This window comes from Gluconobacter japonicus (genome assembly GCF_015244665.1).
GTDB lineage: Bacteria > Pseudomonadota > Alphaproteobacteria > Acetobacterales > Acetobacteraceae > Gluconobacter > Gluconobacter japonicus.
This window is the reverse complement of sequence record NZ_JABCQN010000002.1, coordinates 413,745-440,596: the sequence shown is the minus strand read 5'-3', so window position 1 is coordinate 440,596 and position 26,852 is coordinate 413,745. Positions and strand designations below refer to the sequence as shown.

Genomic DNA, 26,852 nt, shown 5'->3' with positions numbered 1-26,852 from the left:
CGGTCAGTATGGCCCAGATTGTACCAGTTCAACAACAATATACGAAACAACCCGGAGACACCGGAAAACCGGTGCCTCCGGGCATTTTTGCTCCGCCCGGATCTGAAGACTGATCAGAACGTGGCGTTGATACGACCGTAATAGTAGCCACCAGCAATGCCGATGCCGGAAGAATCCGCGTCGTAGGTATTTGCTCCAAGGTAGTTAAGATACTTGGTCAGACGACGCGGACGCTGGTTGAAGATGTTATTGGCACCCACGGCGAAGTGCCACACGTGATTGAGACGATACCCAACCTCAAGATCCGTCAGCCAGACTGGCGTATTCTTGAACTGTCCCCAGCAAACATTGGAATACTGAAGGCTCTCTCCTTTGCAGGTGAGATTTGCAGGCGTCTGATCCTGATACGTCAGCATGGAGGTCGTCTCGCCGTAACGGGTCTGGCGGACGTTCACATCCCACTGACCAATGGTCCAGTACGCGTTCAGAATGATCTTGCTACGCGGAGAGGTGGACGTCAGATACGCAATGCTCTGCTCGTTGAGGTAAGGATTACCCTGCGAGTTCGTGTTGATGTGGCTGACGCGTGTGCGGTTCAGGTTGAGCGCCATCGTCAGATCAAGATTTCCATACCGATGCATATGCAGCAGATAGTCGGACTGGATATCGAGACCCTGCGTTCGCGTACTGCCTACATTGGCGAAGTAGTTGGCAGACACGTCAGCGGACGTAATATCTGTTGGCAGCGTCGCACCCGTCATGGCGATCGCCGAGATCGCCGTATCACCGTAAATGGAGCCTGCACCGGAAATGCGGTCACGGATGTTGATCTGGTAAACATCCGCAGAAATATGCCAGCCATCTACCGGCTCAAGAATGATACCGCCTTCTGCACTTGTAGACCGCTCGGGCTTCAGTTTCTGTGCACCCAGTGCGCGTCCTGCCGCACCTGAAGTCGACAGAAGGCCAGAAGCACCCGTTGGAGACACATTCAAAGCACTGAAGTTTTCTTCCGGCAGGGTCGGCGCGCGGAAACCGTTGCTGATCGTAGCACGGACAGCAATACGCTTCGTGATGTCATAGCGCGTGGAAATCTTGCCGTTCTCAGTGTTGCCAACGTCGGTGTAATGCTCAAACCGGCCAGCAAAATCGAGATCCCAGTGCTTCAAAGGATGGAAATCACCATCCAGATAGGCCGCCCAGACGTCACGACTCCATTTGCCTGAGTTTTCAGGCATCAGGCCCGCATATCCCTGCGTTCCGCCCTGTGTGTACGACGCGATTTCGCCGGGCCAGATCTGATAAGTTTCAAGACGATGCTCGCCACCGAAAGCCACGGTCACAGGAACGAGGTTCGCAATCTTCAACTGACGGCGGAAATCAAGATTGTTCGTCCACTGCGACAGACGATAGGTTTCAGCACGAACCGTCGTCGGGGACGTACCCGTCTCCTTGATCAGATTCGGGTTCGCCGTATTTTTGTTGCCGATGTCACTTTCATCCGCACCATAGGTCGAGCTGAGATCCCAGGAAAACCCGAGGAAATTGTCACCCTTCAGACCCAGCGTGGCAGCGTAATCATTCTCTTCAATGGTTTCGAGCGGTGAGAACCCATAAGGATAGAGCGTCGGCGCGACAGACGGCATACGATAGTTCTCGTAAGCCTCGGAATGACGATGCGCATAGGTGATGAGGCCATAACCCTTCACACCTTCCGTCAGCGTCTTGCCAAACTCAATGCTGAGATTTTCGCGGGTTTCTTCCGGCGTACTCAGGATTTTGTTGGAGTTGTGAGGAACCGTGAAGCCTTTGTACTCGGGATTGCCCGGAACCGTACGGACATCCGTCGTGTTCGGGACCATATGGTCCGTGTGATAAACCTGCCCACTCATATGGACATAACCATCACCCAGAAAACCAAAGCCGCCATCTGCGCCAAGCTGATATTGCCAGCCATCACCGTTATAGGCGTTGGCACCTGTCTGGGCCGTCATGTTCAGACCATGTGGCGTCTTTTTCAGAATGATGTTCACAACGCCTGCAATGGCGTCTGAGCCATACATGGCCGCCGCACCATCACGCAGGATCTCGATGTGATCGATTGCAGAAGCCGGGATCATGTTCAGATCGACCGGCGTCGAACCCTGCTGCGGACCTGCATCAGCATAAATATTGGCCGTCGTATGACGACGCTTGCCATCCACGAGGACCAGAACCTCGTTCGGGTTCAGACCACGCATCCGGATCGAAGACGTGAGTGCGCCCGCATCACTTCCCATGGCGTTGACTGTAATGGACGGATCGGTACGAACGATGGCGTCAGCCAGGTTCATCTGGCCGGAACGCCGCAGCGTTGCCGCGGTAAGCACACTGATCGGGCTCGTGGAATCCCGTGCCCGGCGATTAAACGCATGCGTTCCCGTCACGATCATCTGTTCGTTGCTGTTGCTATCAACCGCATGAGAGCGACGCGGCGTTACAGCAGCCTGACGAACGGCTGTTTTCTTCCCGGTGGTTTTGACCGTTCCCTTCGCGGGTGTCGTGGCCTTGGTCGATTTGTGCACGGCAGCAGAGGCCTGATGTGCTGGATGCAGAATCGTAACGATGGTGGTAGCGAGAAGAAGTGACTTGAGGCGCATTCAGGCTGTCCTAATCAGATCCGGTGTTCAGTTCAGATTAGGAACGTTTTTTAATGTGTCTACGGTTATTCCTTTCTCGAAACTATATCACAGCGTTTCTAGTGCACAAATGTCACACCATCAGGCTTACAAACGTAATTATTGAACCCTCCTGTGTGACACTATGAAATTTCAGGGAACAACGGGCATTTTCATATCCGGACCGCGATATTTGGTATCACCGGGTCGATTGACTGGAGGTGCCATGAGACTTTCCGGCCACGGCATGTCAGACGGAGAGTCAGAAACGACAGCCGTACGGCCACGCGGAAGACATTCTGGCAGTTCGATCTGAATCCGCCGCAACATGCGCTCGCGTATATCGCAGGACAGATTCCACATGCGCCCAGCGTCTGCTGCCCCTGCAATCATACGAATGGAAATGACCTGAGCGTTGCTGTCCGCAATCTGACAGGCGACGGAAGAGCGGTCCTGATCCCAGTCCGGGCAATGAACAATTTCCTCCATGAACATCTGCCGTAGCTTGTCCATCGGCGTCCGATAATCCAGCCACAGAAAAATGGACCCAATCAGAGACTGTGAACTGTGCGTCCAGTTCTGGAACGGGTTTTCCAGAAAATAGGAAATGGGCACAATGTAGCGGCGTCGATCCCATGTTCTCAGCACCACATAAGTCGCATTGATTTCTTCAACCCAGGCCCAGTCTCCATTCAGAATCAGCATATCCTCCATCCGGATCGGCTGCGTCATGGCAATCTGAATACCAGCAATCAGGTTCGACAGAGCAGGACGCGCAGACAGACCAACGATCAACGAAGCCGCTCCAGCAGAAGCAAAAAGCGACACGCCAAATTTCTGAACGGAATGAAACACCATCAAAGAGGTAGCGACAGTGAGCACCCCAAAAGTAATTTCAATCAGACGCCGAAGAACACGGATCTGCGTCTGATGAGACCGCACCGTAATGTCATCTACATTTTCTTTTGCACTGATACGGTTGAGATACTGATCCGTCACCAGCCTGAAAGCCCGGATAATCCCGAAGCCCAGGTTCATGATGAACAGACAGGCCAGCGCGTGTGCCAGAAATGTTTCTGTCTTGGGAGAAAAGCCTTCCGTGGCAGGCAAAGCAGCACTCGCTGCAATAATCATCAGAAAATAACTGATGTTCAACCGCAACCTGTTGATGATCGCATGAATGAACTGGATTTTCCGCAATCCCGGCAGCCGTGGCAGTGCGCCAGTAATGAGGCGGCTTAGCAGAAGCGCAATCAGCGCAGCCGCACAAAGCAACAGAATGGATCCAAACGGGTCAGGCAGCCAGTCAAACTGGTGACGGAGAGTGGACATTGAATCCACGTAATTCTGTCTGAACATGGGTCTCCCTAGACAGTCGTAAGCCGTTCCCCTTCAGGTCGCGCAGGGACGATATCCTGAACGAATGAAACGCTATTTCCGGGTACTCCACAGCAGATCCACTGCGGAACGCTCGACTATAACCTCACGGGAGCAGAACTGTTCCCCAAATAGAACACCACCAATTTTCACTATATTATTTAGTTATTATATCTTCTTCACTATTCTTGTTGCTGAAAAGATACACTGCACATACCCTTTTTTATGCGGCCTGAAATCCAAACATCCAGAAAAACAAATTTAGCAAAAACACTGAATTTATAAGCAGTTTTTAGTTTTTTACCGAAACGGTATTTAAACAACGATCCACATTGATGTTTCGATTTATTGACATAGAATTTATGTAATTTTTTAAATTAACGATCTGGTGAAGTTTTATGTCGCCCCATTCTTCCATTTTGTCCTCTGTCCTTTCCTTCACCCTTCTTATGTCAGGCACCTCCGCCGTTGCATGGGCAGCGACACAGAATGAGCCACCGGAAACACGCACAAAGCCCCTGACCGGCGCTCACCACACCGCACAGAAATCGCGTCCTGCGTCTTCCCATCATGCGAAAAGCGGACATCCGGATGAGGCAGATGAAAATTTCACCGTCCGTGGTCATGCCCATCCCGTTAATGGTGGGGCGTTGGGGACCAAACGCGTTCTGGACACACCCTTCTCGATCAGAACCGTTACGGCAGCCGAGATTCAGGAACGACAGGTCAAATCCCTTGCCCGCGTTTTTTCGCAGGATGCATCCGTCATTTCAAACGGCGACACATATTCATTCAACGCCTACTCCGTGACAGTCCGCGGTGTGCCGCTTGACGATTACAACGGCTACAAGATCAACGGCACGCCCTTCTTCATGACGACCGTGGAGCTACCGCTTGAGTCCTTCGAGGCAGTACAGCTTCTCAAGGGGGCTTCCGGTTTCATGTACGGCTTCAATGCGCCCGGCGGCATCATCGACTTCCAGACCAAAAAACCAACAGACGCCCGCACGTTTTCCTTTGATGCTGGCTATAGTTCAGGCGCGGTCGGCAGCCAGCACATCGATACAGGCGGCCGCCTCTTTCGGAACGATATTTTCGGATACCGCCTCAACCTCACACATGAAAACGGCGAAACCTACAGCGGCTCTCACGTCACCCGGTTCTCGGGGTCTCTTTCCACCGATGTACGCCTTGCCCCCAACCTTCTCTGGACGGCCGACGCCATTTATCAAGACCGCCAAGTCCGAGGGGGCGTACAGGATTTCTTCATTGATGACCCGTCTGCCTATGGCGGCAATCGCCTGCCCGATGCCATCAGCGGCCATAAAAATCTGACCGCCTCTCCCGCCAGCATGTTCACATCCCACACGCTGTTCGTTTCCACCGGACTACACTGGGACATCACGAAAAACTGGACCGCCCGGATCGATTACAGTCACAGCATGGACTACCGTCGCTATCGCGGGGAGTGGATGTCCCTGCAAAACCAGGCCGGCGACTACAACACCTACATGAGCACCAATCCCGGAAGCTGGGCGCAGTACGATCAGGTTCAGGCCATTCTGGAAGGAAAATTCCGAACAGGCTTCATCCGACATGACTTTACCATGGGCGCCGCATGGCAGGGCTTGAGCAAATATCTGCCCTATGATTCCGACTACGTTGATATCGGAGGACAAAACCTCTACGCGCCCGTCATCAGCCGTTCCTACAGCGGAAGCTGGAACACAGCGACTTACAACAATTACCGCTCCGATCAGGTTGGTCTTTTCGGAAGCGACACTCTGACGTTTGACAAACACTGGTCGTTGCTGGCTGGCATTCGCTTCACAGATTTCCACCAGCTGACCTGGAAGGCTTCAGGCGCGAAAACCGCCCTGCGCACCACCCCCCTCACCCCGACAGCCGCGCTGATGTTCCATCCGTGGAAAGACACCACCATTTACGCCAGCTACGTTCAGGCACTGGAGAACGGCGGAACCGTCGGCGATACCTATAAAAACGCACGTGAAACTCTTCCGCCAATCCGTTCAGACCAGGTGGAAGTCGGTGCAAAAGTGGCTCGTGCAAACTGGGATCTAACAGGCGCGCTCTATCGCATCACACGCGGCGCACAATACGCAAATGCTGACAATGTCTATGTCTCTAACGGCACCGTCACATATCAGGGCGCAGAACTCAGCGGTCATGTAGATCTTCCGTTCGGCATTACGCTTACGGATAGTCTGGGCGCCGAAGGCGGAAAATACAGCAAGGCGGATGCCACCATCAAAGGAAACAAGATCGAGGGTATTCCACTGTTCCAGAACGTGTTCCAGCTGACAGACCGTATCCCCGGCGTGCCAGGTCTCTCAGCCACGGCGGAAGTTCACTATACGGCCTCCATGTGGGGTGATAGCTCCAACACCTACCACGTCCCAAGCTATACCCTGCTCAACCTGCGAGCCAGCTATCGCACGAGCATCGGACGCCACAAAGTGACCCTGCGTGCTGAACTCGATAACGCCACGAACCTTCATTACTGGGGTTTTCTGGCCTCTGACTACTTCTTCGTCGGAACGCCACGGGCCGTCTTCCTGAACGCACGCTTCGATCTCTGACTTACACTGGCTCCACCCTTCCCTCTTCCGCTCCCAACCTCACAGGAGTAGGACAGGGGGCAGGGAGATGAGCACGATGAAAAAGACACATTACGACCTGTGCATTAACGGAGCTGGCCCGGTTGGAGCGACACTCGCATGCCGTCTGGCCGCAGAGGGCGTTCGTGTTCTGCTGATTGACCGTGCGCCTCTCCCGGGCATGGAAGACCCCTCTCTGGACGGTCGCGCCTACGCCATTGCGGAAGGCTCACGTCAGATGCTCGAAGCCGCGGGCATCTGGGACAATCTGCCCGGCGTCTCCCAGCCTATCCGTGAAATCCGCGTGTCTGATGGCCGCCCTCATGAAGCCGCCTCTCCGCTCTTCCTGCACTTCGGCGTGGAAGATGCGCCAGAAGGCATGAATTTCGGCTGGATGGTCGAAGCCCGTGATCTGCGTGTCGCCATCAATCAGACGCTGGGACAGTATGAAACGTTGGATGTGCGTGCGCCCGATACCGGCACATTCACCTTCCATCCGGATCGCGTCTCCATCCGCCTAGCCTCTGGCTCCACCGTTACGGCGAAACTTGCCATCGCCGCAGAAGGTCGCCGTTCGCCCTTGCGCGAGCAGGCTCGCATTGGCCTGACGAAAATTCCCTACCATCAGTACGGGATCGTCGCGACGATCGCGCACGAAAAGCCGCATGACGGCGTGGCTCTGGAACACTTTCTGCCAGAAGGCCCGTTCGCCCGCCTGCCCATGCCCGGCACACCGGAACACCCACACCGCTCCGCCATCGTCTGGGCAGAAGGCGAAGGCCGTGCACAGCGCTTCCATAGCCTCCCGCATGACGTCTTCGCACGGGAAATCAAGGCTCGCATGGGCGACGAGGATCTTGGCGCGATTACCCCCATCGGGCGCCGCTGGATCTACCCCCTCTCCGCACAATACGCCCAGACCTATATCGCGCAGCGTCTGGCCCTCGTTGGAGATGCCGCACACGGTATTCACCCGATTGCCGGTCAGGGCCTGAACATCGGTTTCCGGGACGTCATTGCCCTTGCCGATCTGCTGATCGAAGCTCACAGCCATCGTGCTGATCCGGGAAGCCATGAACTCCTGACACGCTATCAGCGCCGGACGCGCCCCGGCAACATGGCCATGCTGGCTGCAACCGACATTCTTGAGCGCCTGTTTGGAAACGACAATCCAATCCTGCGGCGCGTGCGCGACCTGGGCATTGCAGGCGTCCATCGTTTTCCACGCCTCAGACAGGCCTTTGTCCGTCGGGCAATGGGCGTATGACCCGCACTCCTGACCTGGCTCAGCTCTGGCGCGACATGCAGTCTCAGGCCTGCAGTTGCCATGACCCGCTGATTCAGGATGTTTTTGCGACCAATATCGGGGACCATGCCGACTTCAGTTCGGCACTGGCCTCCCTTCTGGGCACAAAACTGGCAGATCGCTCAATTTCTGCTACGGCCCTTACACGCCTTGTCGCCTCCATCCTTCAGGACGTCCCGGAAATCGCGGAAGCGGCGGCCGAAGACATTCTGGCGACCCGGGACCGGGACCCCGCCTGCCCGGACCTTGTCACACCCTTTCTGTTCTTCAAGGGATGGCAGGCCCTCCAAGCCCATCGCATCGCGCATTATCTCTGGCAGCAGAACCGCCGACACCTGGCCTATCATGTCCAGAGCCGGATCAATGAACTGTTCTCGATCGACATTCATCCCGCCGCTCAACTGGGACGTCGTCTGAGCATCGATCATGGAACAGGCATCGTCATTGGCGAAACCTGCATCATTGAAGACGATGTTTCCCTTTTCCAGGACGTCACCCTTGGCGGGACCGGAAAATTGAGCGGAAACCGCCACCCAATTGTCCGCCGAGGCGCCATGATCGGTTCGGGCGCCAAAGTTCTGGGTCGGCTCATCATTGGCGAGAATGCACGAGTCGGCGCGGCCTCCGTCGTTCTGGAAGATGTTCCTGCCAACTCAACAGCCGTCGGAAATCCCGCACGCATTCTCGGAACAGCAAAAACTGCTGTCACACCGAGCCCTGTTCATCCCGTCCCCTGACGAAGACAGCAGGCAGAACAGGGCTGCCTGCGCCGAAGAATTGTTTCGATATGAAACAGATTTGTTTCCATGAATAACATTCCTTATTACCAAGAAACAGAAAGTATAGTTTTGTTTTAGTTTGATGATATTTATGCAACAGCGTGACTAAAGGGCATTTCTTCCAGATATTTCCGGATAGACAAAGTTCTGGGACAAAAACATTACTTGCGGGATCTCAGAAATATAGTCTGACTGTGAGCCCACATGATTCTTCATCGACGCAGGGAGCTGCTTCTGTGCGCTTCCGTTCTCAGCATGGGACTGGACGCGACCGCATCCGCGAACGCACAGACCGCCACGAGCACGCATCACCGTGCGTCCTCTCACCGCACATCCTCACACGCCAAAACGGCTGCTAAAACAACAGCAGCAACACAGGCTCCCGTTGGTACGACGGCATCCGTTGTTTCCACCCCCGCCGCGCCAACTTTGAACGCTCAGGTTAATCGCCGTCGTGCGGTTGCTTCTATTGACGCGGGCCGCTCTGAAAGCGTCGTTGTCACCGGGTCGGCCCTGAGCACGTCCAACAATCAGAACGCCAACCCGGTCCAGATTGTCACGAGCAAGCAGATCGAACAGACAGGCGCCACGACACTTGGCGATTACCTGCAACGTCTGCCCTCCATCGGGTCATCCGGAACAACGAACAGCCAGACCAACGGAACGGGCGGCGCCTCCTGCACCGACATCCGTAACCTTGGTCAGAACCGCGTTCTGGTTCTCGTTGATGGCAAGCGCGCCGCCATCAACGGCAACAACAGCTGCTTCGACATGAACACGATCAATGTTCATCAGATCGCCAGCGTTGAAATCCTCAAGGATGGTGGCTCAGAACTTTATGGTGCCGATGCCGTTTCCGGCGTTATCAACATCAAGCTCAAACACAACCTGAGTGACGGCAACATCACGGTCCGTGGTGGCATCACAGATGTTGGTGACGGCCAGACAGGCATGATCTCCGGCTACAAGGGCTGGAACTTCGATCATGGCCGCGGCAACGTAACCGTCTCCGGCTCTTACATGACCCAGAGCGGGATCAAGCAAAGCAGCCGTTCCTGGGCTAACCCGGTTCAGATCAACGATCCTGCCAGCGCGTCCAGCATCTCCTATGGCTCGTCCATTCCAACTGCCGGCCGTTTCATCACGGATAGCGGGGATTATCTCGCAACCGGTACAGGTGGCGTCCGTAATTTCACAAAATCTGACCGCTACAACTATGGCAATGACCAGAACCTGACGAATTCGCTGACAAACGCGACGCTCGGTTTTGACGCGCATTATGACATCAACGAGCACTTCACGCCGTATCTGAACTTCAATTACAGCCACCGCAATTCGTCCACGACGATGGCTCCAATGCCCGTTTCCGGCAGCATCTATCCGTCCACCCTGCCGACAACGCTGTATATCCCTGCCGATTACCCCGGAAACCCGACGGGTGAAGACGCAGTCATGTACAAGCGCATGTCCGAATGGGGGAACCGTCGTAGCGAAACCGCATCCGACACCTACACCGGAATTGCGGGCGTAAAAGGCGCGATCACCCACGGCTGGAACTATGACCTGTCCTACTCTTATGGGTGGAACCAGGTCATGTCGCAGACGTCAGGCGTCGGCAACTACTCCAAACTGCTTCAGACCTATGGCCTGGAACAGGTCGAACCCGGAAACTCGGACAGCGCGCTGGTTTATAACCCGTCTGTCTGCAATGCAGCGGCTGGCTGCGTTCTGTCCAATCCGTTCACGAAGCTCTCGTCCGCAGCGGCAGCCTATTCCAACTACACGTCGCACGATCACTACTATTACCAGTTGCGTGACCTGAACCTGCGCATCAACAACAACCATGTTGTGCACATGCCGTGGAAGAACGGTGGCGATCTGGGTATCGCAATGGGTATGGAGCACCGCGGCGAGCAGCTTGCCTACCATCCGGATGCGCTCGTTGAATCCGGCCAGACGCTGACGAACTCCGCCTCCTACACGGGCGGTGGATTCAACGTCACGGAAGGCTACCTCGAAGGCAAGGCAACGCTGCTGCACAATGCGTTCCTCGCCAAGGATCTGACGATCGACGCGCAAGGCCGTTACTCTGAGTACAACACGTTCGGCAGCGCCAAGAACTGGAAGGCCTCCATCAACTGGGCGCCAATCCAGGACATCCGCTTCCGCGCGACGCTCGGCACGTCTTATCGTCAGCCGAACGTTTATGAACTGTATGGCGGCCAGTCCCTCGGCTACGCGTCTGCAACAGACCCGTGTGACTCCGTTCAGGCAGCCTCTTATGGCGCAAAATCTGCAACGGTCGCCGCCACCTGCGCCAAGCAGGGCATCAATTCTTCAAGCTTCACTTCGGCCTATTCCGGCCAGACGCCAACACTGTATGGCGGCAATTCCAAGCTGAAGCCTGAAACCGGCCGGACCTACACGATCGGTACGGTCATCACGCCGCGCTGGATTCCGGGGCTCTCGGCTTCCGTGGAATACTGGCACTACACGCTCAAGAACATGATCACGTATCTGAGCAGCCAGTACATCATGGATCAGTGCTATACGGGTGCCAACACGAACTATTGCAGTGCCATCACGCGTGTTGCCAGCACGGGTCAGATCAACTCCGTTACGTCCACCTATGCCAATATCGGCGGCCTGAAGACGAGCGGTATCGACTTTGACCTAGACTACCGCATCCGTGTCACGGCCCACGATGTCCTGACACTGTCCAACAACTTCCAGCAGCTCGTCAGCTATCTGCAGCAGAACGAAGTCGGCGGTCAGTGGTACAACTATGCAGGCCGCATGATGTATCAATCAGGCTACGGCATGCCGCGTGTGCGTGATTATGCAACAGTCGGCTGGCAGCATGGCCCCGTCGGCGTCACCTACATGATGAACTACATCGGTGGCATGCGCTGGAACGACGGCACCACAGATCTGACACGCGCCAACGGTTATGGCCGCACCAGCACCCCTGGGATTTTCTCCCACGATGTGACGGTGACATATCGCTGGAAGACCTGGAACTTCCAGGGTGGTGTCACCAACATTCTCGACAAGAAGCCACCATTTGTCGCCAGCGGAACAGACAACAGTGCCTCCGCACTTTACGGCAACCTCTATATGGGCCGTTACGTCTTCCTTCAGGCAGGCGTGAACTTCTGATCCTCCGGATCAGCAGAAAGGGGGCGGTCCTTGCGGATCGCCCCCTTTTTTGTTCGCGTGCCCGAAAGTCTTACTTGTTCGAGAACTTGAAGATCGTCGTGTAATCGAATGTCTGGCCCGGCTTCAGCTCTGTCGTCGGGAAAGACGGATGGTTCGGGCTGTCGGGATAGTGCTCTGCCTCGAACGCAACAGCATCGGTCTGACGATAAGACCGACCGGAAATGCCAGCATATCCACCATCCAGCGAGTTGGACGTATAGACCTGAAGGCCCGGCTGGTTCGTCAGGATTTCCATGCTGCGACCAGAGCGGGGATCGTAAACCTTGCCCGCAAGGCGCGGAGCCTGACCGTAAGCGCCGTTAACAACCCAGTTCATGTCATACCCGCGGGCATACATCATCTGCTGATCGTTGCTGCGCAGACGGTCCCCAATGGCGGTCGGCTTGCTGAAGTCCAGCGGCGTTCCTGCCACGGGAACAATCTGCCCGGTCGGAAGGGATGTGCTGTCCGTCGGTGTGAAGCTGTCCGCATTCAGCTGAAGGATTTCCGGCTCAATGCTGCCCGAGCCTTCGCCATTCAGGTTCCAGTAGCTGTGGTTCGTCAGGTTCAGAACCGTCGGCGCATCGGTTGTGGCGACATAATGCAGGGACAGAGCATCATCGTTACCCAATGTGTAGGTGATGTGCGTCGTCAGAGTGCCAGGAAAGCCCTGATCGCCGTTGGGGCTGACCAGCTTGAGGGTCACATACGCGCCAGAGCCGTTGGTTCCGGTCTTTTCAAGCGTCCAGACATTCTTGTCGAAACCCTTCTTGCCACCGTGCAGAGCATTCGGGCCGGCGGTGATGTCCGTATGATAGACCTTGCCCTCAACCGGGAAGCTGCCACCTGCCAGGCGGTTGGCGTAACGGCCGATCATGGCCCCAAAGAACAGGCCACCCTTGGCACTATCGACCGTGTAGCCCTTCAGGTCACCGAACCCGAGAACCACATCCTGAACATGCCCGTTGCGATCCGGCGTCTCAACGGACTGGATGATGCCACCATAGGTAATGACACGAACGGTGACGTTATGATCGTTCTTCAGCGTCACAATACGAACGGCCTTGCCGTCCGCCGTTGTGCCCCAGGGCTGTGAACTGACAGCCGGGTGAGCCTGCGCCACACCGAAGGACAGTCCAACAAGAGCAGCAGTGGCGAAAAGAGGGGCTTTGAGAGAAGCGGAAATAGACACCGAAAAACTCCGTGGTGTTGAGTTGGCGCCACACTGCTCTCAAAATATTTCAATCGTCAAAGTGCCCGGAGTGTCCTTCAGACTTCTGGATCGTTAAAGGATCACGTTCGTTCCCTGTGTCATAATTTGGAGACATAGAGGGGTGCGGGCTAGCCCAGTATAGGCTATGACTACCGCCTTCCGCAGTTTTCCGCGACGGACGGCTCATGGCTCTGCTAGCGGCATGATAATTGAATGGGAACGGATTTGGAAAATTTCCGTTTTCAGATGAAGTCTTTGTGAGCACGCTCGCGGAGTGGGGTTTTTGAGGAATGGTTATGGACTCTCGGCAGGACAGAATCGGTAAGAAGGCGACGCGCTCGCATCGTAGCAGAGCCATCGCAGGCGTGTTGGCACTGCTGACGCTGGGGGCCTGTGGCTCCCTGCGCAATCCGCCGCCGAAAGATCCGGACGACCTAGCCGACTACAAGGCTGCCAACGATCCCTACGAACCGTTGAACCGGAAGATGTATAACGTCCAGATGTGGGCCTACCACGTCGCACTGCGCCCCGTGGCCAAGGCCTGGGTCTGGGCCGTGCCGAAGCCGGTGCGTCACAGCATTTCCAATATCAATGAAACCTGGCGCGAGCCTGCCGTGTTCTTCTCCGATGTCGGGGCTGGAAAGCCACGGCGCGCAGGCGACTCGTTCATGCGCTTTACGATCAACATGAGTGCAGGTGTGGCCGGGTTCTTCGATGTTGCCAGTCTGGTGGGATACAAACAGCATGAAACGGATCCAGGCATGACCATGGGAACATGGGGCGTGCCGAGCGGTCCGTATCTCTTCATTCCATTCGTAGGCCCCAGCAACTTCCGCGATGGCGCAGGTTACGCGATCGGTCAGGCTCTGACCCCGATCAACTATGTGCCAAGAGGGTACGGCCTGCTGACATTCAACTGGGCTTATAATATTCTGGGCACGGTTGATGGCTTTGCCAACAGTGTGGATCAGATCGATCATCTGGAGCAGGACAGCCTTGATCCGTACTCTTACGTCCGCAGTGCATGGCAGCAGAACCGCCAGAGCCAGATTGACGCCATGCAGAACGATCACCGCGCCACCACCCCAGACTGGTACAACTGAGGACAAACGCATGCTTAAAGCCCTTTCGCGCCGCGCCCTGTTTGGTGCACTTGCTGCAACCCTCACGTTCGGGGCCGGTGTCGCACACGCCAACCCGGCAACAGATTTCGTGAATTCCTTCGGCGGCCAGCTGGTCAGCATCGTCAACTCCAGCAAGCCACTGGCTGAGAAAAAGCGTGAAGTTCTCCCGCTGCTTCAGTCCAACGTCGATATTCAGGGCATCGCCCGATACTGCCTCGGCCGCTACTGGCGCACGGCAACACCGGCCCAGCAGCAGAAATACCTGCAGCTCTTCGATCAGGTTCTGGTCAACACCATCACGGACCAGATCGGCAACTATCAGGGCGTCAGCTTCCGTGTGACAGGCTCCACCCCGACACCGGATGGTGAGCGCGTCAATGCTCTCATCGACCGTCCAGGCCAGCCTGAAGTCAACATGCAGCTTATCATTGGCGGAAACCCGTCAAAGGTTGTGGACATGTATGGTGAAGGCGCCAGCCTGCGCATGAACCAGCGTGGCGACTACAGCTCCTACCTTTCCCGCCATGGCGGCGATGTCGGCGCTCTGAACACCGCACTGGAGCATCAGCTCAACAATCACCACTGATGAAACCGTCTGCGGACAGGACATCATAAAAAAGGCCTCCCGTTTCGGAGGCCTTTTTTATGCTCGTTACCCTAAAGCCCCCAGTTAACGAACGGGACGCTTCACGACAGTCACATGGAAACGGTAAATCGTGTCTTTTCCCGTAAAAAGAACATCGGTCTGCCCTTCATGATGCGCCAGAATTTCCGCAACTTTCTGGGACACGAGATTGACGTGTAAAACATCTGGCAAACTCAGGGTCGCGGTTTGCAGATCGGGCGGGAGGGCAACAATTTCTGTCCCACCAACAGGCAGCACAAGCGTACGATCAATAATGTGCATCCCCCCAACAACGCTCTCGGCAGGCTTGACCGCACCCGCTTGAGCCATCGCTGTCCCCGCACTCGCCGCAACGGCCAGCACAAACACTATTTTCCGCATATTTTTCAAAAAATCGGCCACACCACATTCCTCAATGAATACTTTCATATTGCTTGAGACGGTAGTGCCGGCGGAGCCGGGAAACAAATGCTGTCTCCCTGCTCAGTGTCAGCCGGACGTTATTTCGTAGAGAAACATCGTATTGCCATCGCGTTCGAACGTATCGACATGCCGCATGCCGATACTGCCAAGCACAACACGGGAGGCCAGATTGTCTTCCTTGGCCACAGCCACAATACGTGGCTCTCCTTCATCCAGAACATACCGGATCGCAGCAGCAGCGGCCTCGCGCGCAAGTCCACGTCCGGCAGCCCATGGAAAAATGGAAAATCTCAGCCCAAGGCCACGACCATCCGGGCGTTCATGAACGCCCGTCATCCCAACAAAGCGCCCATTCTCACGGATGGCAAAAATACCAATACGGCGCCTGGCCCAGAACGCAACGTCCTCAGCCATTTCCTGTTCCGTATCAAAGCGGCTTCGCACGCCGCCAAGCATCTGTCCGAAAGCACCGGCATCAGCCTTGAGAGCAATCATATCCTCAAGATCCGGCCAGTTGACCGGAGTGAGAACCAGACGTGCAGTACGGAGTTCGCGCCCTAGCAAACGGGCCTCCTCAAACCGTCAGAAACCGGGACAGACTACCCTGCCCCGGTGACGAGCAAAAGGAACGGTCCGTCTTAGCGGGCCAGAGGGCGATACTTGATGCGGCTTGGCTCCGTCGCATCTGGTCCAAGACGGCGGCGCTTGTCTTCTTCGTAGTCCTGGAAGTTACCTTCAAACCACTCAACGTGACTATCGCCTTCGAAGGCCAGGATATGCGTCGCCAGACGGTCAAGGAACCAGCGATCATGGGAGATGACCACGGCGCAGCCAGCGAAGTCTGCCAGAGCATCTTCGAGGGCACGCAGCGTATCAACGTCAAGATCGTTGGTCGGCTCATCGAGCAGCAGAACGTTGCTGTCTTCCTTGAGCATCTTGGCAAGATGAACGCGGTTCCGCTCACCACCCGACAGGATGCCGACACGCTTCTGCTGGTCAGCCCCCTTGAAGTTGAACGCTCCCACATACGCACGGGACGGAACCGTCCGCTTGCCAAGCTGAATAACGTCCGTACCCCCGGAAATTTCTTCCCAGACGGTCTTGTTGGCATCCAGCGTATCGCGGGACTGGTCAACATAACCAAGCTTCACGGTCTCACCGATCTTCAGTGAGCCACCATCCGGCTTGTCCTGACCCGTGATCATCTTGAACAGGGTAGACTTACCCGCACCGTTCGGACCGATCACACCCACGATGCCACCCGGCGGCAGCTTGAAGTTCAGGCCATCAATCAGCAGACGATCGCCAAAGCCCTTGGAGAGGTTCTCGGCCTCGATCACCGTACCGCCAAGGCGTGGACCCGGCGTGATGACGATATCCGCCGTACCGCCAACCTTTTCAGAGTTGGCAGCCAGCATCTCTTCGTACTTGGTGATACGAGCCTGGCTCTTGGCCTGACGCGCCTTCGGAGAGCTGTTGATCCACTCCTGCTCAGCAGCAAGTGCACGCTGACGGGAGCTCTCTTCCTTCTCTTCCTGGGCCAGACGCTTGCGCTTCTGTTCCAGCCAGGACGAGTAGTTGCCTTCGAACGGATAGCCACGGCCACGCTCGAGTTCGAGAATCCAGTTGGTGACGTTATCAAGGAAGTAACGGTCATGGGTAATGACCATGACAGTGCCCTGATAATCACGCAGCGTCTTTTCGAGCCAGCTGACGCTCTCGGCATCAAGATGGTTGGTCGGTTCGTCAAGCAGCAGGATGTCAGGCTTTTCCAGAAGCAGGCGGCACAGAGCCACACGGCGCTTCTCACCACCGGACAGCTTGTCAACCGGACTGTCGGCTGGCGGGCAACGCAGCGCATCCAGAGCGATTTCCAGCTTGCGGTCCAGTTCCCAGCCGTCGCCTGCGTCAATGATTTCCTGAAGCTCGGCCTGTTCGGCCAGCAGGTTCGTCATTTCTTCATCGGACATCGGCTCTGCAAAGAGCATCGAAATCTCGTTGAAGCGATCAATGGCATGCTTGAGCTTGCCAAAACCAAGAGCGACGTTTTCCCCGACCGTCAGGGTTTCATCAAGCTTTGGTTCCTGCTCAAGATAACCGATCTTGACGCCCTCAGCGGCCCAGGCCTCACCACCGAATTCCTTGTCGATCCCGGCCATCACCTTGAGCAGCGTGGACTTACCGGCACCGTTGACACCGAGAACACCGATCTTCACGCCCGGCAGGAAGGAGAGCGTGATGCCCTTGAAGACCTCACGTCCACCCGGATAGGCCTTTGTAAGATCCTTCATGACATAGACATACTGGTAGGCGGCCATGCGAGGTCTCCTGATCGGGGTGGAACGTGGAATGGGCGGCAACAGAGGGCACGCCAGACAGAATAAAACACCGTGCGCCCGGAGGGACTCGAACCCCCAACCAAGCCGTTATGAGCGGCCGGCTCTAACCAATTGAGCTACAGGCGCGCGGTTGCTGCACGAAATCGCTTACCTGACGCATTTTTGCAAGGCCTGACATGGCGAAATGTCTTTTTTTGCATTATGTGTCTAACGCCTTCCCGCCTCCGACAGGACTTTCCAGAGCCGCTGCCGCCGTTTCGAGATGGCACCTGCCGGCCTGCATTGCTCTGGGGGAAGACATCATGGAAGACACCCGACATCCTTTTGCCCGCTGGCAAAACCGGTGATATCCGCCAGCCCGGCGCCGCTTCTGCTCAAGCTGCGCTGGCTCTACGCTCCCGATCCGGTCATGGCCGGATACGCCCTCCGAACAACCCTGACATCCCTGCTCGCACTGGGAATCGCGCTGAAGATGGAACTCGGCAGCCCCCAATGGGCCGCCCTGACCGTCTGGATGGTGGCACAAGGCACGCGCGGGCGAAGTTTGGCCAAGGCAAAGTGGCATCTGTTCGGCATGGTTCTGGGCGTGATCTCGGGGGTGGCCCTCGTTGCGGCCTGCCCACAGGCGCCACTGATGTTCATTCTGCTTCTGGCAGCGGGAATCGGCCTGTTCTGCCTGATCGGGACCTTTATGCCCGGCCCGGCCTCCATGACCAATTACCGCATCCACGGCATGCGCGCGACCGGCTTCACCTACGCCATCGTTTCGCTGGATGGAATCGCCGACCCTCACCACATTTTCGAAATCGCCATGTCCCGCGCGACCTATATTGTGCTGGGCATTGTTCTTGAGGCCTCTGTCTCCGGGCTTTTCCAACTCGGCCTGACAAAGCGAACCCGCCAGCAACTCTCCAGCACGTTCAAAGACACGCTCAAACCAGCCCTGCTCACAATCGCCGATATTCTCATCGGGAAGGTCGATGCGCTGGAAACCATGCAGCCGGTCTTCACCCGTATCACAACCCTCGGAGATCAGGTCGAGTTTGCGGAAGTCGAACTGGGCCGTCAGGATCACGCAGGCGATCACACCCGCGCTGCACTGGCGGACATTGCTGTTCTGCTGGCCAGAGCACTCGATCTGGCCACGCTCATGCGCCTGCCCCTTAGTCAGGATGATGCTTTTCTTGAACAGGCAGAGTGCATCCGGGAGATGTTTCTGACCCTTCCCGACAGGCTTGAAAGAGCCGAACCCATGGAAGCGATCCTGGATGACCTGCGAAGCCTCCGCCGGGACTGCCGCCACCGCGTTGTCCAGTATTTCGGAACGAACCTCCCGGGAGCAGATGATCGCGCAACCATGTTACGCCACGGCATGTTGCAACAGGCCCTCGTGGAACTGATCGACGCTCTGCGTATGGCCCTTCGTCAGTTCGAAGCCAGCAGAAATCCAAAGCCGCACGATCATTTCCATGAACCCATTCGATCCTACCGGGACTGGCGACAGGCCATCGTCAACAGCCTGCGCTCCTCCGTGACGGTCTTCGGAGCCGGCGTGATCTGGATTGCGACGGCGTGGCCCAGCGGCCTGACATTCATCATGTTCGTCGCAATCGCATGCAGTCTGTTTTCCACACTCGAAAGACCAGCCCTGGCCACACAGGCTTTTCTGCACGGCGCCTGCTGTGCGGTTCTTGCCGGTGGCGTTCTCGACCTGCTCCTGCTCGGCAAACCTACCACCTTTGAGATGTTAGGCATGTGGTCCGGCGTCGCCATGATGCTGGGCGGACTCGCTTTCGCTTATCCTCCCCTGACGCTTCCGGCCGTGTCGTACAATCTGTTCCTGCCCATCATGCTTGGCCCCTCGAACCAAGGACGAACGGACGAGATCGTCTATTTCAATACCGCCCTGCCGCTTGTTCTGGGTCTGCTCTACACAACATGGATGTATCGCGTGTTCCTGCCCTACGATCCGGCCCATCAGCGCTGGACCATGCGGGAAAACATTCTCCGGGATCTGCATCACATCGCAGACGGGAAAAACGACACCACACTGGATGTGATCGTCTCCCGCAACGTAGACCGTTTCGTCCGTCTCATGACCAACTCGGCAGACACTCCCTCTCCCGTCGTTCATGCCTACCTGCAAGGCATCCTGTCCGCCATGCGTGTCATGCTGAACCTACTGCGTCTGCGGGCCATCAGCCATGATGCTGCCCTGAGTCCACGCGCCCATCAGGCTCTGAACCTCGTTCTGGCCCGCATGAGCCATTTCAGCGGCCGGTATCACGGCCATTATGGCCGAACCCTGCGTGCCACCCTGCTGGCCATCCAGCGCCTCAGAGACTGTGAAACAACCGAATCGCGTCCCAGACAGCGATTTATTCTGATCGCCGCCCTGACAGCGCTGGATGTGATTTCCACCGAGCTGACCACAAACCGTGTCTTCTTCGATGCCCGCTCTCCTTATCTTGACCCCACCTTTTGAATGCTCACGAAGAAATGTTCTGCAACGGACTTTTCTTTTCACGCAAACGGGAGAAGTGTTCCGTTTCAACCGCGGGGTGCCGCGGAAGACAGGGTCTCAGAAAGGATACCGTCCATGTTTCGTCGTATCGTGCCCGCTCTTGGCCTCGTAGTTGGCCTCGGTATGGTTTCGTCGGCCGCTCTGGCACAGGAACAGTCACCGCCGCCGCCGCCAGCCGTTCAGGGCACGCCAGGCAAGGATTTTACAGGCGTTTCTCCCGCTAACCTCGCAGGAATCATGAACTACTGCATCGAGCTGCAGTATCTGTCCTACGACGAAGGCAATCCGGCTCTGTATGGCCTGAGCGAGAAGTACAAGGCTACCGAACAGACAGTCGGCAATGACGACTACGCTCTTGGCACGGCTGGTTATTTCAACAGCAACGGCAAGCGCTATTATCTCGTGGCTTATACCAATGAAGATGACCGCCGCGCAGCCTGCCACAATGCGCTGAAGGCCGCCCAGCCACTTCTCTGAGCCCACTGATCTTCTGATCATTGGCTTTCCGTATGAACGCCCCGGACCTACGCCGGGGCGTTCTGCGTTTCCGGGTGTTTTTCTTCCGCACTGGGCAGAAAGCTGAAGGACCGTTAATGTTCGTTCGTCTTAAAACCAGTTCAGGACATGAACATCATGGACGTTTCCAAGATCTCGCCCGGCAAGGATGTGCCGAACGACATTAACGTAGTCATCGAGATCCCGCAGGGGTCCCAGGTCAAGTACGAAGTGGACAAGGAAAGCGGTGCGATCTTCGTAGACCGTTTCCTGTTCACCCCCATGGCCTATCCGGCCGCCTACGGCTTTATTCCGGGCACACTCGCCGCTGACGGCGATCCTGCTGACGCCCTCGTGCTGGCTCCGGCCGCCGTTGTTCCGGGTGCCGTCATTCGTGCACGCCCGATCGGCATGCTGAAGATGGAAGATGAAAGCGGCCAGGATGAGAAAATCATCTGTGTTCCGCACGACAAAATCCACCCGCAGTTCACAGACGTAAAGTCCATCGACGATCTGCCGGAAATCACCCGCAAAGCCATCGAACACTTCTTCGAGCGTTACAAGGATCTTGAGCCGAACAAGTGGGTCAAGGTGACGGGTTGGGCCGGCAAGGAAGAAGCTGGTAAAGTGATCGAAGCAGCACTGGCCGCTGCAAAGTAATACGTGTTTGTGATCCGTTTTATACGGATCACAAACTCTTTTTTCTTGTACAAGCTGTATCTGTTCCTTAAAAAGCACAGCTCGTATCATATGAACGTGATTTTTGAGATTTTTATCTCATAATCACTGTTCTTTATCCCCGATAAAGTGTTACGAAGATCTCGCAACCTGATACCCGAGGATAAGAGACTTGTCTCGCCTGCATCTCTATGCCGCAGCCTGTGCGGTTTCGCTCACGCCCGCCATCGCCGCCGCTGAAAGTGCGGCCAAGGCCCCGGCCCCTGTCACGACCGTTGTCCAGTCAGCCCCTGGCAAGAAGGTCACGACAGTCCACGTCCTCGCGCCTATCACAGTCATGGACTGGCCGGATCAGAACTCGGAAAACCCCAGCGTCCGCGTTAATACACCACTCACCATTCTGTCCTTCGACAAGGAACAGGTTCCGCCGCTTCCCAAGCCTGAAGCGCTGTTGACCAACCCTTTCGGCTGGAACAAGTGGCTGCGTGATCGTGGTATTGCGCTGATGATGGACAATACAAACGAATATACTGGCGCCATTACCAAGCCAACACCTGGCTATGGACTGCGCCAGGGCAGCAGCAATGCTGGTCAGTACAGCCTTGAAAACGACATCGACTGGGAAAAGCTCGCCGGTATCCGTGGCTTTTCAACCCATGCTGTCGTTGTCGGCCGTTACGGTATTCCGGCCAGCCGCATGTTCGGTGACAACCTCAACCCCAGTTCCGAAATCTACGGTGCTGGCGGCAACGTGGTGATCCACCTTGTTTACGCATACGGCGAAGAAACACTCGGAAACGGCCATTTCGACGTTGCAGCAGGCCGTATTCCGTTCCTGAACGACTTCTCCGCCAACCCGCTGTACTGTAATTTCCAGAACAATGCCTTCTGCGGTAACCCCAAGGCATCGTCTGACAATACGACCCACTCGTCTTACCCAGACGCGGTCTGGGCAGCGCGTATCCGTGTCCGCCCAACCAAAAGTACCTATATCCAAACGGGTGTGTATTTCGCGCAGGCCGGCATCTACAACAACGTCCAGTACCGGACAGGCTTCAAGTTCAACGGCGCCGACATCAACGGTCAGGCCGTACCAGTTGAAGCAGGCTGGGAACCGCTGTTTGGCAAAGATCACCTGCCCGGCCACTACAAGGTCGGCTACGCGATCGACAACGCTCCTCACAAGGACAACTACTATGACGCCAACGGCAATCCGTTTGTCATAACAGGCCTGCCACAGAGAACGGTAAACTACTCCTGGGCTGCATGGGCACTGGTGGACCAGATGGTGCTGCGTCACCATACCCCGGGCAATCCGGATGCAGGCCTGATCGTTCTTGCCGGTTTCTATGCCAACAGCCCCCGCACGCAGACCCGTGCCCAGCAGTATGAAATCGGGTTTGTGGACAGTGGCTTCTGGAAGGCTCGTCCCCTGGACGGCATCGGCGTGAACTTTACCTATGTTCGCGTTGCTGGCAGCGTTTCAGACACGCAGCGCCTGCAACTTGCCCGCGGCATGTCTCTCATGAACGGGTCCTACGGCATCCAGAACTACGGCGAAGTGCTTGAAGCGAACTACCGTATCCATGTAATGCGCGGCGTGACGTTCGCGCCTGACTTCCAGTACTACTTCCGCCCAGGTGGCCAGGCCGCCCTGCATGACGCAGCCATGCTTGGCTTCAAGAGCCACATCCAGTTCTTCTAAACCCAAGCGCTTTCCGCAGATCAGAAACAGCGGCCAGCAGGTTATCCTGACTGGCCGTTTTTTTTGAACCTGACTGGAATGATTTTCAGGAAATAAAATCATATCCGAAAACGAAAAAAGACGCCCGAAGGCGTCTTTTTCAATCTGGAGCGGGTGATGGGATTCGAACCCACGACCCCAACCTTGGCAAGGTTGTGCTCTACCCCTGAGCTACACCCGCGTTCCGTGGGCGGTGTTATTACCGAACTTCGAAACCTGCGCAAGAGGGAAAACACATCAGGCAGATTAATTTTCCATTTCTTCCGATTCCATGGGGATCCCTTGCCTTTTCCTGAGCTATTCCAGCTTCCCTCAGCCCAAAGTCCTCTTGCACTGATCCCCATCAACCCCGATCTTTCGGAAAACCGGATTTCTCCAGCAGGATGGCCTCCTTTTCATGAGCAGCACTTTTGACGAACATCTGATCGGCCAGTCTCCATCACAGGGAGCCACCTCCCCTATCATTGACGCTGACCAGACGACTTTCATGGCTGATGTGGTCGAAGCCAGCCAGCAAACACCCATTCTGGTGGATTTTTGGGCTCCCTGGTGTGGCCCCTGCAAGCAGCTCACCCCTGTTCTTGAAAAAGTCATCCGCGCTGCGGCAGGGCGTGTCCGCCTTGTCAAAGTAGATGTCGAGGCCAACAAATCTCTCGCAGCCCAACTTGCCCAGATGGGTCTCCCCCTGCAGTCGATTCCCCTCGTCGTCGCGTTCTGGAAAGGGCAGGTCCTCGATCTTTTCCAGGGCGTGCAGTCTGAAGGAGAGATCCGTCGTTTTGTTGAAGCCTTGCTGAAGACAACGGGGGGCACAATGCCGTCCGCCGATCTTCTTGCAGAAGCCAAGAAAGCACTGACTGAAAACCTACCAGCTGAAGCTGTGGAACTCTATGCACAGCTTCTGGACGTTGAGCCGGAAAACCCGGAAGCCTGGGGCGGCCTTCTGCGTTCGCTTCTGGCTCTGGATGAAATTGAAGGAGCGGAAGAAGCCTCCGGTCAGGTTCCGGCAAAGCTGGACGCGCACCCAGAAATCACAGGAGCCCGCGCGGCTCTGGCGCTCAAGAAAGAAGGGGCCAAAGCTGCATCTGAACTGGACACTCTGCGCCAACAGGCCGAAGCTGATCCGTCAAACTTCGATATTGCTTTGAAACTGGCCGCTGCCATGAACGCTTCCGGTCAACGAGCTGAAGCCGCTGATCTTCTCCTCGAGATCATTCGCAAGGACCGCGACTGGAACGAGGGCGCCGCAAAGACCGAACTCCTGCGTTTCTTTGAAGCCTGGGGCCATACCGATCCCATAACCCTGTCCGCACGCCGCAAACTCTCCTCCCTCCTGTTCTCGTGAGCCTATGACCCGAACGCCTGATACATTCGTAGATCTCAGCGACATTCCCCGCAGGGTTCCGGCCCTGATGGACCTGACGCTGGCCGATCTTCCTCCCCGTGTCGGGCTTTTTCCCGTATCCGGAGCCATGCTGCTCCCGGGAGGGCAGCTCCCGCTGACCGTTTTTGAACCGCGCTACGTTGCCCTGCTGGAGGACGCGCTCGCCGAACGTCGGCTCATCGGGATGATCCAGCCGCAGGAAGACGACGAGGAAGACCCTCTTCCCGTCCTGCACGATATTGGCACCCTCGGGCGCATCACCAGTTTCACGGAACACCCGGACGGGACATTCTCGGTCACCCTGCTGGGCGTGACCCGTTTCCGGCTTCTGATGGAAGGTCTGACGCGCCGGGGCTGGCGCGAAGGGGCAATTGACGCCTCTCCGTTTTTCTCTGACCTGGTGGAGAGTGACCCCTCTCCCATCAACCGTTCCAGACTTCTGAGCCGACTGAAAGACTACCTGACGGCCCACGAACTCCAGACGGACTGGTCCCTGATTGACGAGATGGATGACGAGATGCTTCTTGTTGTCCTGCCCATGCTTGTCCCTTTCAGCCCCACACAGAAACAGGCGCTTCTTGAAGCAGGCACACTGGATGATCGTGCAGGGGTCTTGCTGGATCTTCTGGCAAAGGGCATGGAATAATCATGAACGCTGAACTTGACCCCCGCCTCCTGTCCCTTCTGGTCTGTCCGGTAACCAAAGGCCCCCTGACCTATGACCGGGACACACAGGAGCTTATCAGCCCCCGCGCGAAGCTGGCTTTTCCAATTCGGGATGGCATCCCCATCATGCTTCCAGAAGAAGCACGTCATCTTTCAGACTAAAACGTCAAACCGGTACGGGACTGTGACAAGGCAGATTGATCGTCACGAACCTTGAAGTTCATGACGATCTTCATCAGTTCTGCCGCATCCCCCACCAACTCCTGACTGGAGCCGCTCATTTCCTGCACGATGGCTGCATTGGTCTTCGTGACAGCTTCAAGCTGGGTTGTACTGGCGTTGATCTCCATGATCCTTAAGGCCTGCTCCTCCGCACCAGACGCAATCTCCCCAACAGCTTCTCCCAGACGACTGACAGATGTGGTGATATTCCCGAGCGCCGCACCAGTTTCATCGACCATTTTCACACCACGTTCGACGTCTTCCATGCTGCTGCTGATGAGTTCCTTGATCTCACGTGCAGCCGTTGTCGATCTCTGAGCCAAAGCTCGAATTTCCTGAGCCACGACGGCAAAACCACGACCAGCATCCCCCGCTCTTGCAGCTTCGACGCCAGCATTCAAAGCAAGCAGATTTGTCTGAAATGCGATTTCATCAATAACACTGATGATCTGCACAATCTGAGTCGAGGACTCGGAAATTTTCGCCATCGCTTCAACCGTGCGATTAACAATTTCCGCGCCCTGCCCGGTTTCATTGCAACAGGCCTCTACTGTTTCGTCCGCCTGTCGGGCTTCTTCAGCCACCTCCTTCACGGAGGCCGTCAATTCTGTAATGTTGCGGGAAACTGTCCCCAGGGCCTGAACCTGTTCGGCAATCCGGCAGGCAACATCTTCCGATGAACTACTCAGTGTTCTTGCACGATGTTCAACCACCCCGGATGTAGACCGCACGGCATGAACGATATGGCTCAGACCAGCACAGGCATTCTGGAACGCACCACTCATCCGGGTTGTTTCGGTTTCCAGATCCGGATCAATTTCCTGCACCAGATCCCCTTTCGCCATCCGCTCAAGCGCATCGGCGAGAGCTTCAGACAGAGCGGTCAGACTCTCAGTCCGCTCTTTCTCAGCCCTTGACCGCTCCTGATCATCCATATTCAGGGTATAGGTCTGAAGCCCCAGCTCCATATCCAGCAACGCGGCTTTAATCAGCAGACCTACTCTGCGCGTAGCCTCCTCAACAGGCAGAACGGGCTTGGCCTTTCGGAAAAGACGATCGAAAAATCCCTGTGGTGGCTGCGGCCATGCTTCACGCAGGAATCCCGAGACAATCCCCTCAAGCAGCAACCCGTAACTTCCAATATACCATTGAGGCTCAAGCCCAATCCGCGCATGAGTGTTACCGATGGCCTTCGTGCTCTGAACATAATCAGCCCCAAAATCGCCATCCAGAATACGGCTCCAGTGCTTCTCCTGCTGAGTGCGGGCCGATTTCTGGTGAAGCGGATTGGAAAAGAACCGAGACAGAGCCGGGGTCTCATCAACCCGACGATAGAACCGATCCAGTGCAGGCCCAAGCGTCTGCCTCACCTGCTGGCCAATACGGTTGATCAGGGCTTTTTCCGCGGCGCCGATACCCAGAAAAGCAAGACGTTCTCTAATATCTGTCTCGACCTGATCGGGCATATTTGATCTCCAAGGCG

General features: G+C 56.2%; 20 protein-coding genes and 2 tRNA genes. 13 read left to right on the top strand and 9 right to left on the bottom strand.

Annotated features, from left to right (window positions below; translation table 11 throughout):
* Positions 1 to 113 precede the first annotated feature (113 nt).
* Both HKD32_RS05465 and HKD32_RS05460 read right to left on the bottom strand, forming a co-directional pair.
* Positions 114 to 2,639: a TonB-dependent receptor plug domain-containing protein gene (locus HKD32_RS05465; protein ID WP_061931899.1), complete on the bottom strand. Its 2,526-nt coding sequence runs from the start codon at positions 2,637 to 2,639 to the stop codon at positions 114 to 116.
* Positions 2,640 to 2,810: 171 nt separating this feature from the next.
* Positions 2,811 to 3,989: a mechanosensitive ion channel family protein gene (locus tag HKD32_RS05460; RefSeq protein WP_194257654.1), complete on the bottom strand. Its 1,179-nt coding sequence runs from the start codon at positions 3,987 to 3,989 to the stop codon at positions 2,811 to 2,813.
* Positions 3,990 to 4,483: 494 nt separating this feature from the next.
* On the opposite strand from HKD32_RS05460, the gene HKD32_RS05455 reads away from it, so the two are divergent.
* The 4 genes from HKD32_RS05455 to HKD32_RS05440 all read left to right on the top strand — a co-directional run bounded on the left by HKD32_RS05455 (position 4,484) and on the right by HKD32_RS05440 (position 11,896).
* On the top strand, positions 4,484 to 6,634 hold the full coding sequence (locus HKD32_RS05455; protein WP_228118785.1) for a TonB-dependent siderophore receptor: 2,151 nt from the start codon (positions 4,484 to 4,486) through the stop codon (positions 6,632 to 6,634).
* A 67-nt stretch (positions 6,635 to 6,701) separates the two neighbouring features.
* Complete coding sequence (locus tag HKD32_RS05450) at positions 6,702 to 7,919, top strand: UbiH/UbiF/VisC/COQ6 family ubiquinone biosynthesis hydroxylase (RefSeq protein WP_194257653.1); 1,218 nt, start codon at positions 6,702 to 6,704, stop codon at positions 7,917 to 7,919.
* The gene (gene cysE, locus HKD32_RS05445) at positions 7,916 to 8,695 is read left to right on the top strand and encodes a serine O-acetyltransferase (protein WP_194257652.1); all 780 of its coding nucleotides are present in this window, start codon (positions 7,916 to 7,918) and stop codon (positions 8,693 to 8,695) included. The genes HKD32_RS05450 and cysE overlap by 4 nt, the downstream gene beginning before the upstream one ends.
* A 246-nt stretch (positions 8,696 to 8,941) precedes the next feature.
* Positions 8,942 to 11,896: a TonB-dependent receptor plug domain-containing protein gene (locus HKD32_RS05440; protein WP_194257651.1), complete on the top strand. Its 2,955-nt coding sequence runs from the start codon at positions 8,942 to 8,944 to the stop codon at positions 11,894 to 11,896.
* A gap of 70 nt (positions 11,897 to 11,966) precedes the next feature.
* Here the strand turns inward: HKD32_RS05440 and HKD32_RS05435 are convergent, their stop codons facing one another.
* A complete protein-coding gene (locus HKD32_RS05435; protein WP_194257650.1) occupies positions 11,967 to 13,127 on the bottom strand; it encodes an aldose epimerase family protein in 1,161 nt (386 codons plus the stop codon).
* A 317-nt stretch (positions 13,128 to 13,444) separates the two neighbouring features.
* On the opposite strand from HKD32_RS05435, the gene HKD32_RS05430 reads away from it, so the two are divergent.
* Together HKD32_RS05430 and HKD32_RS05425 are read left to right on the top strand one after the other, a co-directional pair.
* Positions 13,445 to 14,251: an MlaA family lipoprotein gene (locus HKD32_RS05430; RefSeq protein WP_061931886.1), complete on the top strand. Its 807-nt coding sequence runs from the start codon at positions 13,445 to 13,447 to the stop codon at positions 14,249 to 14,251.
* A gap of 10 nt (positions 14,252 to 14,261) precedes the next feature.
* Positions 14,262 to 14,858 carry an MlaC/ttg2D family ABC transporter substrate-binding protein gene (locus HKD32_RS05425; protein ID WP_010504167.1) on the top strand — a complete coding sequence of 199 codons (597 nt, stop codon included), beginning with the start codon at positions 14,262 to 14,264 and terminating at the stop codon, positions 14,856 to 14,858.
* A gap of 84 nt (positions 14,859 to 14,942) precedes the next feature.
* Here the strand turns inward: HKD32_RS05425 and HKD32_RS05420 are convergent, their stop codons facing one another.
* From HKD32_RS05420 to HKD32_RS05405, 4 genes are all read right to left on the bottom strand, one after another.
* Positions 14,943 to 15,299: a pilus assembly protein N-terminal domain-containing protein gene (locus HKD32_RS05420; RefSeq protein WP_061931884.1), complete on the bottom strand. Its 357-nt coding sequence runs from the start codon at positions 15,297 to 15,299 to the stop codon at positions 14,943 to 14,945.
* A gap of 87 nt (positions 15,300 to 15,386) precedes the next feature.
* Positions 15,387 to 15,884, bottom strand: a complete 498-nt coding sequence (locus HKD32_RS05415) for a GNAT family N-acetyltransferase (protein ID WP_010504171.1) — start codon at positions 15,882 to 15,884, stop codon at positions 15,387 to 15,389.
* Positions 15,885 to 15,958: 74 nt separating this feature from the next.
* Positions 15,959 to 17,638 (bottom strand): energy-dependent translational throttle protein EttA, encoded by a 1,680-nt coding sequence (ettA, locus tag HKD32_RS05410; protein WP_194257649.1) that lies wholly within the window; start codon positions 17,636 to 17,638, stop codon positions 15,959 to 15,961.
* 73 nt (positions 17,639 to 17,711) lie between these two features.
* A tRNA-Ile gene (locus HKD32_RS05405) sits at positions 17,712 to 17,785 on the bottom strand.
* A gap of 220 nt (positions 17,786 to 18,005) precedes the next feature.
* On the opposite strand from HKD32_RS05405, the gene HKD32_RS05400 reads away from it, so the two are divergent.
* The 4 genes from HKD32_RS05400 to HKD32_RS05385 all read left to right on the top strand — a co-directional run bounded on the left by HKD32_RS05400 (position 18,006) and on the right by HKD32_RS05385 (position 23,061).
* Positions 18,006 to 20,144, top strand: a complete 2,139-nt coding sequence (locus tag HKD32_RS05400; RefSeq protein ID WP_194257743.1) for an FUSC family protein — start codon at positions 18,006 to 18,008, stop codon at positions 20,142 to 20,144.
* 114 nt (positions 20,145 to 20,258) lie between these two features.
* Entirely contained in the window at positions 20,259 to 20,660 is a 402-nt protein-coding gene (locus tag HKD32_RS05395; RefSeq protein ID WP_010504177.1) for a hypothetical protein, read from the top strand.
* A 156-nt stretch (positions 20,661 to 20,816) separates the two neighbouring features.
* Complete coding sequence (gene ppa, locus HKD32_RS05390; protein WP_010504179.1) at positions 20,817 to 21,338, top strand: inorganic diphosphatase; 522 nt, start codon at positions 20,817 to 20,819, stop codon at positions 21,336 to 21,338.
* 190 nt (positions 21,339 to 21,528) lie between these two features.
* A complete protein-coding gene (locus HKD32_RS05385) occupies positions 21,529 to 23,061 on the top strand; it encodes a carbohydrate porin (protein WP_194257648.1) in 1,533 nt (510 codons plus the stop codon).
* 145 nt (positions 23,062 to 23,206) lie between these two features.
* On the opposite strand, the gene HKD32_RS05380 is transcribed toward HKD32_RS05385, so the two are convergent.
* Positions 23,207 to 23,281: transfer RNA gene (locus HKD32_RS05380), tRNA-Gly, on the bottom strand.
* 216 nt (positions 23,282 to 23,497) lie between these two features.
* Between HKD32_RS05380 and HKD32_RS05375 the strand changes: the two genes are divergently transcribed.
* Genes HKD32_RS05375 through HKD32_RS05365 form a run of 3 tightly spaced genes read left to right on the top strand, consistent with a single transcriptional unit; the run spans position 23,498 to position 25,309 of the window.
* A complete protein-coding gene (locus HKD32_RS05375) occupies positions 23,498 to 24,442 on the top strand; it encodes a tetratricopeptide repeat protein (RefSeq protein WP_194257647.1) in 945 nt (314 codons plus the stop codon).
* 4 nt (positions 24,443 to 24,446) lie between these two features.
* Entirely contained in the window at positions 24,447 to 25,127 is a 681-nt protein-coding gene (locus HKD32_RS05370) for an LON peptidase substrate-binding domain-containing protein (protein WP_034880691.1), read from the top strand.
* A 2-nt stretch (positions 25,128 to 25,129) separates the two neighbouring features.
* A complete protein-coding gene (locus HKD32_RS05365) occupies positions 25,130 to 25,309 on the top strand; it encodes a Trm112 family protein (RefSeq protein ID WP_010503567.1) in 180 nt (59 codons plus the stop codon).
* Here HKD32_RS05365 and HKD32_RS05360 read toward each other — a convergent pair.
* A complete protein-coding gene (locus HKD32_RS05360) occupies positions 25,306 to 26,835 on the bottom strand; it encodes a globin-coupled sensor protein (RefSeq protein ID WP_194257646.1) in 1,530 nt (509 codons plus the stop codon). The genes HKD32_RS05365 and HKD32_RS05360 overlap by 4 nt on opposite strands.
* Positions 26,836 to 26,852: the final 17 nt, after the last annotated feature.

Coding starts and splice junctions, on each gene's coding strand:
- ettA (WP_194257649.1), bottom strand. CDS start 17,638: ATGGCCGCCTACCAGTATGTCTATGTCATGAAGGATCTTACAAAGGCC.
- HKD32_RS05430 (WP_061931886.1), top strand. CDS start 13,445: ATGGACTCTCGGCAGGACAGAATCGGTAAGAAGGCGACGCGCTCGCAT.
- HKD32_RS05460 (WP_194257654.1), bottom strand. CDS start 3,989: ATGTCCACTCTCCGTCACCAGTTTGACTGGCTGCCTGACCCGTTTGGA.
- cysE (WP_194257652.1), top strand. CDS start 7,916: ATGACCCGCACTCCTGACCTGGCTCAGCTCTGGCGCGACATGCAGTCT.
- HKD32_RS05360 (WP_194257646.1), bottom strand. CDS start 26,835: ATGCCCGATCAGGTCGAGACAGATATTAGAGAACGTCTTGCTTTTCTG.
- HKD32_RS05465 (WP_061931899.1), bottom strand. CDS start 2,639: ATGCGCCTCAAGTCACTTCTTCTCGCTACCACCATCGTTACGATTCTG.
- HKD32_RS05370 (WP_034880691.1), top strand. CDS start 24,447: ATGACCCGAACGCCTGATACATTCGTAGATCTCAGCGACATTCCCCGC.
- ppa (WP_010504179.1), top strand. CDS start 20,817: ATGGACGTTTCCAAGATCTCGCCCGGCAAGGATGTGCCGAACGACATT.
- HKD32_RS05375 (WP_194257647.1), top strand. CDS start 23,498: ATGAGCAGCACTTTTGACGAACATCTGATCGGCCAGTCTCCATCACAG.
- HKD32_RS05365 (WP_010503567.1), top strand. CDS start 25,130: ATGAACGCTGAACTTGACCCCCGCCTCCTGTCCCTTCTGGTCTGTCCG.
- HKD32_RS05395 (WP_010504177.1), top strand. CDS start 20,259: ATGTTTCGTCGTATCGTGCCCGCTCTTGGCCTCGTAGTTGGCCTCGGT.
- HKD32_RS05440 (WP_194257651.1), top strand. CDS start 8,942: ATGATTCTTCATCGACGCAGGGAGCTGCTTCTGTGCGCTTCCGTTCTC.
- HKD32_RS05455 (WP_228118785.1), top strand. CDS start 4,484: ATGTCAGGCACCTCCGCCGTTGCATGGGCAGCGACACAGAATGAGCCA.
- HKD32_RS05425 (WP_010504167.1), top strand. CDS start 14,262: ATGCTTAAAGCCCTTTCGCGCCGCGCCCTGTTTGGTGCACTTGCTGCA.
- HKD32_RS05450 (WP_194257653.1), top strand. CDS start 6,702: ATGAGCACGATGAAAAAGACACATTACGACCTGTGCATTAACGGAGCT.